An 884-nucleotide genomic window follows, 5' to 3' on the forward strand; every position below is an offset into this window, starting at 1 on the left:
GGCGTTCGCGGTCTGGACCTCCAAATGCTCCGCCGCATACGCATCCACCACCCGCAGACCGTCCTCGATCGTCGAGACCAGGATGATCCCGGACTGCTGACCGCCCAACGCCTCCCCCACCCGCTCCGAATGCTTCGTCGCCGCCACCCGCGTCACCAGCTCCCGCTCCACCGCGTCGGCCAACTCCTCCGACGTGGTGACCAGCACACTCGCCGCCAACGGATCATGCTCGGCCTGACTGATCAAATCCGCCGCCACATGCACCGGATCCGCCGTCTCATCCGCCAAAATCGCGATCTCCGTCGGACCCGCCTCGGAATCAATCCCGATCACACCCCGGACCAGCCGCTTCGCCGCCGTCAGAAAAATGTTCCCCGGACCCGTCACGATGTCCACCGGAGCCAGCTCCGTGCCATCCGTGTCGACCCCGCCGTAGGCGACCAGCGCCACCGCCTGCGCACCACCGACCGCCCACACCTCATCCACCCCCAGCAGCGCCGCCGCAGCCAGAATCGTCGGATGCGGACGACCCCCGAACGCCGCCTGCGGAGGCGAACACACCACCAACGACCGCACCCCCGCCAACTGCGCCGGGACCACGTTCATCACCACCGTCGAGGGATACACCGCCAACCCACCCGGCGCATACAGCCCGACCCGCTCCACCGGCACCCACCGCTCCGTGACCGTGCCACCCGCCACCACCTGGGTGGTCACATCCTGACGACGCTGATCCGCGTGCACCTTCCGGGTCCGCGCAATCGACTCCTCCAACGCCGCCCGCACCTGCGGATCCAACCCCGCCAACGCCGCGGACAACTCCTCCACCGGCACCCGCACCGTCTCCGGACGCACCCTGTCGAACCGCTCGGTGAACTCCAGCA

1 protein-coding gene is annotated in these 884 nt (G+C 68.8%); it reads right to left on the bottom strand.

Annotated features, from left to right (window positions below):
- Positions 1–884, bottom strand: an 884-nt coding sequence (gene hisD, locus OO71_RS45885) for a histidinol dehydrogenase (protein ID WP_033296426.1), incomplete at both ends; no start/stop codon positions are given.

This window comes from Amycolatopsis jejuensis, from assembly GCF_000717335.1.
Lineage (GTDB): Bacteria > Actinomycetota > Actinomycetes > Mycobacteriales > Pseudonocardiaceae > Amycolatopsis > Amycolatopsis jejuensis.